Genomic DNA, 8066 nt, shown 5'->3' on the forward strand with positions numbered 1-8066 from the left:
GGCCCGGCACCGGGAAGACGGCCACGCTCGTCGAGGCGGTCGCCGCGCGGATCGAAGCCGGGGCGGATCCGCGGTCGATCCTGGTCCTCACCTTCAGCCGGCGAGCTGCCGGCGAGCTGCGGGAGCGGATCATCGCACGGCTCGGTGCCGAGGGTGGGGCCGGCGGAGGTCCCGGGGCGTGGACGTTCCACGCCTGGTGCCTGGCGCTGCTGCGCGCGCACGAGCGGCCGGCCCCGCCGGGCGGGCTCCGGCTGCTGTCCGGCCCGGAGCAGGACAGTCGGCTGCGCGATCTCATTGAGGGTTCCCGCGAGGACGGCCGGCCGGTCTGGCCCGAGCCGCTCGTGGGTTGCCTGCGCACCCGCGGTTTCACCGAGGAGGTGCGGGCGCTGCTGGCCCGCGCCCGCGAGGTCGGGCTCGAACCGGTCGCGCTGGCGCAGCTCGCCCAGCGTACCGGCCGCCCGGACTGGGCCGCCCTCGCCGAGTTCTACGAGATGTACCTCGACGTGTTCGGGTTCGAGGGGGCGGTCGACTACACCGATCTCGTCCACCGGGCCGTGGTCGTCGCCGAGAGTGCCGAGGGGGGCGCCTGGCTGCGTGGGCGCTACCGGCACGTCTTCGTCGACGAGTACCAGGACACCGATCCGGCTCAGGAACGCCTGCTGGGGGCGGTGGCCGGCGGTGGTGGCAACCTCGTCGTGCTGGGCGACCCGGACCAGTCGATCTACGCCTTCCGGGGGGCCGAGGTCGCCGGCCTGCTGGGCTTCCCGGCCCGGTTCCCCCGCCTTGACGGCGAGCCGGCGCCGATCGTCGCGCTGCGGCGCTGCCGGCGGATGGCCCCGGCCCCGCTGGCGGCGAGCCGGCACGTGGCCCGGCGGATCCCGGCCGCCGGGCTTCCGGCGGCCGCGATCCGGGCACACCGCGACCTCGTCGGGCGCGTCGACGCCGACGCCGGCCAGGTGCAGGCCCGCACGTTCCCGGGCGCTGGCGCGGAGGCCGAGTCGGTGGCCGACCTGCTCCGTCGCGAGCATCTGGAGAACGGCGTCGCCTGGGACGCGATGGCGGTCCTGGTCCGCACGGCCGAGCGGATCGGCCGGTTGCGCCGCGTGCTGGCCGCCGCCGGCGTTCCGGTCAGCGTCGACGGTGACGACCTGCCGGTCGCCCAGGAGCCGGCCGCCGCCCTGCTCCTGCTGGCGCTGCGCTGCGCGGAGGATCCGGCCGGGGCGCTCACCGTCGACGCGGCGCGCACCCTGCTCACCTCGCCGCTCGGTGGAGCGGACCCGGCCGGGCTGCGGGCGCTGGGCCGGGCGCTGCGCGCCTTCGAGCGCGACGCGGGGTCCGAGTATCCGGCGCCGTCGGCGGAGCTGTTGCGGGCGGCGATCGCCGAGCCCGACCACTGGCTGGCGACGATCCCCGACGACCTGGCCGGGCCGGTCCGGCGGGTCGGCGGTCTGCTGCGGACGGCCGGTCAGGCGTTGCGGGACTCCTCGGGCGCCCCGGAGGACGCCCTGTGGGCGCTGTGGTCGGCGAGCGAGTGGCCGGCGCGGCTGCGATATGCCTCGGCGGCCGGGGGCGCCGCCGGGCGCGCGGCCGACCGTGACCTCGACGCCGTCGTGGCGCTCTTCGATGCCGTCACCCGGCTGGGCCAGCGGCGCGGGCCGGGCGGTGGCGTCGCCTCCCTGGTCGCGGAGCTCACCCGCCAGCAGATCGCCGGGGACGTCCTCGAGCCGGCCGGGGAGTCCGTGCGCCGCCGCGGGGTGCGGCTGCTGACCGCCCATCGCGCCAAGGGGCTCGAATGGGAGGTCGTCGCCGTCTGCGGAGTGCAGGACGGCACCTGGCCCGACCTGCGGGAGCGGCATTCGCTGCTCGGCGCGGAGCAGCTCGACGCGCCGTCCCGGGGCGGGTTGCGCCCGCCGCTGACCCGCCAGGACCTGCTCGCCGACGAACGTCGGCTGTTCTACGTCGCGCTGACCAGGGCGCGGCGCCGGCTGATCGTCACCGCGGTGAACAGCCCCGAGGACGACGGCAGCCTGCCGAGCCGCTTCCTTGAGGAACTGGGTGTAGCGGTGGAGCATGTGCCCGGTCGCCCGGTCCGGCCGCTCACCCTGGTCGGCCTGGTCGCGACCCTGCGCCGGCTGGCGACGGAACCGGGCTCGAGCCCCGCGATGCGCTCCGCCGCGCAGGCCCGCCTCGCCGCGCTCGCCGCGGCACGGGACCAGGCGGGCCGGCCCCTGGTGCCGGCCGCGCACCCGGACACCTGGTGGGGGCTGCTCGACCCCACCACGTCGGATATTCCTGTCGTCCCGGTGGCCGGGCCGATCCGGCTGTCCGGCTCGTCGCTGTCGAGCATCGGCGCCTGTTCCCTGCGGTGGTTCCTCGAGCACGAGGCGCACGCGGTCACCCCGGCCTCGACCGCGCAGGGATTCGGCAAGGTGGTGCACGCCCTGGCGGACGAGGTCACGACCGGGCGGGCCCCGGCCGACCTCGCCGCGCTCGACGCCCGGCTGAACACGGTGTGGCGGCAGCTGGACTTCGACGCCCGCTGGCGCTCCGATCAGGAGCGCGCGGCCGCCCGCGAGGCGCTCGCCCGCTTCCTGGACTGGCACGCCGCCGAGCGCGGTCGGTGCGTGATCGACGCGGAGGTCAGGTTCTCCTGCGACCTGCGGGTCGCCGGGCGGGACGTCCAGCTGCGCGGATTCATCGACCGGCTCGAACTGGACGAGGCCGGCCGGGTCCACGTCATAGACTTCAAGACCGGTCGGACCGCGGTCGCTCCTGCCGAGCTCGCCACCCACCCCCAGCTGGGCAGCTATCAGCTCGCCGTGCGGGCCGGCGCGCTCGACGATGTGCTCGCGGCCGCGGCGCCGGATCAGCCCCGGCCGGTGCCTGGCGGGGCGGAGCTCGTCCAGCTCCGGCGGGATGCCGGCGGTGCGGCGGCCGGCCCGCGGCTGCCGGGGGAGCGGCCTGGCCCGCCGGAGGTCCAGGCCCAGGATGCGCTGCCTCCCGACGGCGCGACCTGGATGGACGAGGTGCTCGACGCGGCGGTGCGCACCATCGACGCCGAGGCGTTCCGGCCGACGCCCGGCGACCACTGCACGCTGTGCACCTTCCAGACGAGCTGCCCCGCGCGGCCCGAGGGACGTCAGGTGGTCGAGTGAACCCGCGGGTGGAGCAGCCGGGCGCGGGCGCCCACGTGACGATTCCCCGCCAACCGTTCCTGCCCGGTTTCGACGGCGGCGTCGACGGTGACCCGGCGGACGGCGTCGCCGGTCCCCGGCTCTACCCGGATGACCTGCGCGACCTGCTGGAGGTCCCGTACACCGACGAGCAGATCGCCGCGGCCACCGCTCCGCTCGAACCGGGGGTCATCATCGCGGGCGCGGGATCCGGCAAGACCTCGGTGATGGCCGCACGGGTGGTCTGGCTCGTCGCCACCGGGCAGGTGCGGCCCGACCAGGTGCTCGGACTGACCTTTACGACGAAGGCGGCGGCGGAGCTGTCCGGTCGGGTGCGGCTGGCGTTGCGTAAGGCGTCGGCCGGGGCGGGCCCGGGTGGACCGGCCGCGGACGGCAAGGTGGACGGGGAGCCGACCGTCGCCACCTACCATGCCTTCGCCGGGCGGCTGGTCGTCGACAACGCCCTGCGGCTGGGGCTGGAGCCGGACCTCCAGCTGATCTCCGGCGCGGCCCGCTACCAGCTCGCCGCCCGGGTCGCCCGTTCCCACGGCGGGAAGGTGGAGGCGCTGACACGTTCGCTGGGAGCGCTCGTCGGCGAGCTCGTCGCGCTGGACGCCGAGATGAGCGAGCACCTGGTCGATCCGGCGGGCCTCGTCGCGTTCGACGGCGCGCTGCTCGCCGAGATCGACGCGGCGCTGCGGCGCGCCGAGCAGCGGCGGGGCACCCGGGGCGTCCGCCGGGAGCTGCGCCGGTGCGCGGCCGCAGCCCGGGGGCGCCGGGAGTTGGCCGCTCTGGTGGCGGAGTACCGGGCGGCCCGGCGGGAACGCGACGTCCTGGACTTCGGTGACCAGGTCACCTGTGCCGCGAGGCTCGCCGAGACCATGCCGGAGGTCGGTCGGGCCGAGCGGGCGCGGGCCGGTGTCGTCCTGCTTGACGAGTACCAGGACACCTCGGTGGCCCAGCGGCGGATGCTCACCGGCCTGTTCGGCGGCGGGCATCCGGTCACCGCCGTCGGCGACCCCTGCCAGGCGATCTACGGCTGGCGCGGGGCGTCGGTGGCGAACCTCGACCACTTCCCCACGCACTTCCCCGGGGCCGACGGCACGCCCGCGGCCGTCTACGAACTGTCGGTGAACCAGCGCAGCGGCGGCCGGCTGCTCCGCCTCGCCAACACCGTCGCCGCACAGCTGCGGGCCCGTCACCGCGTCGTCGAGCTCCGCCCGCGGCCCGACGTGGCTGAGCAGGGCGAGGCGGTGGTCGCGTTGCACGTCAGCTGGGCCGATGAGGTGGCCTGGATCGCCGACCAGCTCCGCCGGGTGGTCGACGCCGGCACCGCTCCCGGCGGCATCGCCGTGCTGGTCCGGGCCCGTGGCGACATCCCCGCGCTGTTTACCGCGATGCAGGCGGCCGGGCTGCCCGTCGAGGTCGTCGGGCTGACCGGGCTGCTCATCGTCCCGGAGGTCGCCGAGATCGTGGCCATGCTGGAGGTGCTCGACTCGCCGACGGCGAACGCCGCGCTCGTCCGGCTGCTCACAGGGCCGCGGGTGCGGCTCGGCCCCCGGGATCTCGCCGCGCTCGGCCGCCACGCGCGCGAGGCGGCGCGGGTCCCGGACCCGGTCGGCGATCCGGACCTGCCGGGACGGTCCGATCCACTCGCCGAGGCGGTCGCCGACGTCGACCCCGCCGACGTCGTCGCCCTGTCGGACGTCCTCGACGACCCCGGGCCGGAGATGTCCGCGCCGGGGCGCGCCCGGGTGCGCCGGCTCGCCGCCGAGATCGCCGCGCTGCGTGGGCACGTCGGCGAGGGCCTGCTCGACCTGCTGCACCGGGTGGTCGCGACGATCGGGCTGGATGTGGAGCTCACGGCGACCGAGGTGGCGGTGCGGGCCCGGCGCCAGGAGAACGTCGCGGCCTTCCTGGACGTGGCCGCGGGCTTCACCGATCCCGACGGCACGAACTCCCTGCCCGCGTTCCTCGGATTCCTCCGGGCGGCGCGGGAGCACGAGCGGGGTCTCGACGTCGCCGGGCCGTCCGGGGCCGACGCGATCGCCCTGATGACGATGCATCGCTCCAAGGGCCTGGAATGGGAGGTCGTCGCCGTCCCGAACCTGACCGGCAAGGTGTTCCCCGACCTGACCGTGCGCGACCAGTGGACCACCTCCCCGGGCGTGCTGCCGATCCCGCTGCGCGGCGACGCCGACGATCTGCCGGCGTTCACGGTCTCCGCCGAGAAGGCCGCCCTGGACGCTTTCCGGGCCGATGCCCGTCAGTACGCCGAGCGGGAGGAACGCCGGCTCGCCTACGTCGCGGTCACCCGGGCGAAGTCGCTGCTGTTCGCGAGCGGGCACTGGTGGGGACCCACCCAGAAGACCCCACGCGGTGCCTCGGTGTTCCTCGACGAGCTCGCCGAGCACGCCCGCACCGGCGGTGGGCGGGTCGATGTCTGGGCGCCGGAGCCGGCGGAGCGGACCAACCCGGCGCTGGCGACGCCGGAACGGTTCGCCTGGCCGATCCCCTACGAGCCGGAGCCGTACGCCCGGCGCCTCGCCGCGGCCGAGGGGGTCATGGCGCGGCTGGCCGCGCTGAGCGTACCGGGGGCGTCGGCGGAACCGGCCGGGGAACCGTTCGTCGACGATCCGGCCGGGATGACGGCGGCCGAGCGCGCCCTGCTCGCCGAGCTCGACCGGGAGGCCCGGCTGCTGCTCGCCGAGGAACGCGCGGCACGCCTCGCGCGGACCGATGTCGCCCTGCCGGCGAGCCTCACCGCGTCCCAGATCGTCCGGCTGCGCGCGGACCCGGAGGCGTTCGCCCGTGAGCTGGTCCGGCCGCTGCCGCGCCGTCCGGTGGCCGCGGCCCGGCGCGGCACCCGGTTCCACGCCTGGGTTGAGGAGATCTTCGACTACCGTGCACTGATCGACACCGAGGATCTGCCCGGCGCGGCCGACGCGGAGCTCACCGACGACGATCTGCGCTCGCTGCAGCAGGCGTTCCTGCGTACCGAGTACGGTGCCCGGCGGCCGTTCGCGATCGAGGAATCCTTCGAGCTCCGCCTTGCCGGGCGGATCGTGCGCGGTCGCATCGACGCCGTCTACGACCTCGGCGGCGGTCGCTGGGAGGTGGTCGACTGGAAGACCGGCCGGTCCGAGGCCGACGATCTTCAGCTCGGGATTTACCGGCTGGCCTGGGCCCGGCTGCGGGGCGTCGACCTGAGCGCGGTCGACGCCGCCTTCCTGTACGTGCGCACCGGCGCCGTTGTCCGGCCCCCGACGTTGTCCGAGGAGGAGCTCGCCGACCTGCTCGCGAGTCCGAGCACCGGGCCCGCCGCGGGTCAGGCCCGCGGGTCGGCGAGGTCGACGGACAGCGCCAGGTGATCCGAGATGGGCACGCGGCGGGCCTGCACGGCGATGATCCTGCCTACCGGCCCGCGGGCCAGCACATGGTCGAGCTGCACCCGCGGGGAGTGCGCGGGGTAGGTGGGCGTCACCGCCAATCGGCGCCAGCGGGTGAGCGCGGCCGGTAGCCGGCCGGGCAGGTTCAGATCGCCCAGCAGGACCAGCGGCCCCGGGACGTCCGCGAGCCGGCGGGCCAGCCGGCGCAGTTGCACGGCGTTCCACCCCGGCACGAACGACAGATGGGTGTTGACCACCGTCAGCGGGCCCTCGGCCGACTCCACCCGCGCGGCGATCGCGGCCCGCGGCTCGTCGTCGAGCATGATCAGATGTCCTCGCCTGCCCGGACCCCCCGGTATCGCGATCGGGGACCGCACCGGCGCCCGGCCGAGGTCGATCACCCGCCACTCGCGGACGGGCAGCCGGCTGATCAGAGCGATGCCGTACGCCGGCTCGTCGTCCCGACGCTGCCCGTCAGCCGGCCGCCAGCCCACGCCGGGCGTGCCGAAGACGGTGGGGACGAACCGCCAGTCGTCGTCGCCGGCTCCGATCACCGCCGCCGCCTCTGCGGCGAGGTCCAGCCCACCCGATCGTGGCTGGTCGAGATCGACCTCCTGGAGCCCGAGGACGTCCACGTCGAGAGCGGAGACGGCCGCGGCGAAGCGGGCGGGCTCGACCGTCCCATCCGTGAGCGACAGGCCGTGCATGATGTTGAAGGAGCCCAGCCGCACGCCTGGACCGTATCGGATGCGAGGTCCGTCACGGCCCGGGTGACCGACCCCGCACCGCCGCGAGACGGCGGGAGCCCGGGCCCCGGCCCTCGTCCGTGTCCTCGCGGACCGCGGCACTCACCGGGTCGGTGGCCACGTCCTCGGCGGCCCCGGCGCGCAGCACCAGTTCGAGATCGAAGCGGGTGTCAGGGTCCTCCAGACATGGTCCGAACAGCTCGCGAAGCTGGTTGACCCGGTAGCGGACGGTCTGCGGATGGATGTGCAACCGCTCGGCGATCAGCCCGCGCTGACCCCGCAGGGTCAGCCAGTGCAGGAGGGTCTCGGCCAGCCGTTCCCTGGTCCGGCAGGGCAGCCCGTCGAGGGGAGCGAGCCGGCGGGACGCAAGGTCGGTGATGAGCCCGGGGTCGCTGGCCAGCAGCAGGGCGCTGAGATGTTCGTCGGTGAACAGGGGGTCGGCCGCGGCGATGCCGCGAAGCCGCCCGGCGCTCCGGGCATCGTAGGCGAACCTCGCCCGCGCCGCGCTCGCCGCCGCCTGACCCCACGGCACGGCTGGTCCCACCACCGCGGCGAGCCCGGCGAGCTGTTTCGCCAGTGCCGCCCGGGTGGCCGCCCGCTCGGTCGAGCCGACGAACACCCAGATGTCTCCCCCCTGCACGGCGCGCGGGCAGCCCGAGGGCAACCGGGAGGGGAGCGAGCCTGCCCAGGGGTCGGCCTCGTGGTCGGCCTCGCTATCAGCCGGGTGGGTGCCCGGGTGGCCGGCCGGGTGGCCGGCC

The 8066-nt window shown here is 75.8% G+C and carries 4 protein-coding genes; 2 read left to right on the forward strand and 2 right to left on the reverse strand.

Annotated elements, in window-relative coordinates:
• Together AC08OP_RS16525 and AC08OP_RS16530 are read left to right on the forward strand one after the other, a co-directional pair.
• Positions 1 to 3155: ATP-dependent helicase (locus AC08OP_RS16525; protein ID WP_476615019.1), on the forward strand; the 3155-nt coding region annotated here is incomplete at its 5' end.
• Positions 3152 to 6544 (forward strand): ATP-dependent helicase, encoded by a 3393-nt coding sequence (locus AC08OP_RS16530; RefSeq protein WP_476615020.1) that lies wholly within the window; start codon positions 3152 to 3154, stop codon positions 6542 to 6544. The genes AC08OP_RS16525 and AC08OP_RS16530, both read left to right, overlap by 4 nt.
• Here AC08OP_RS16530 and AC08OP_RS16535 read toward each other — a convergent pair.
• Positions 6502 to 7293, reverse strand: coding sequence for an endonuclease/exonuclease/phosphatase family protein (locus AC08OP_RS16535; RefSeq protein WP_476615021.1), 792 nt, complete (start codon positions 7291 to 7293; stop codon positions 6502 to 6504). The two genes, AC08OP_RS16530 and AC08OP_RS16535, sit on opposite strands and share 43 nt — an antisense overlap.
• A 28-nt stretch (positions 7294 to 7321) precedes the next feature.
• Positions 7322 to 8066: helix-turn-helix domain-containing protein (locus tag AC08OP_RS16540; protein WP_476615022.1), on the reverse strand; the 745-nt coding region annotated here is incomplete at its 5' end.

This window comes from Frankia sp. CeRuru1, from assembly GCF_977966315.1.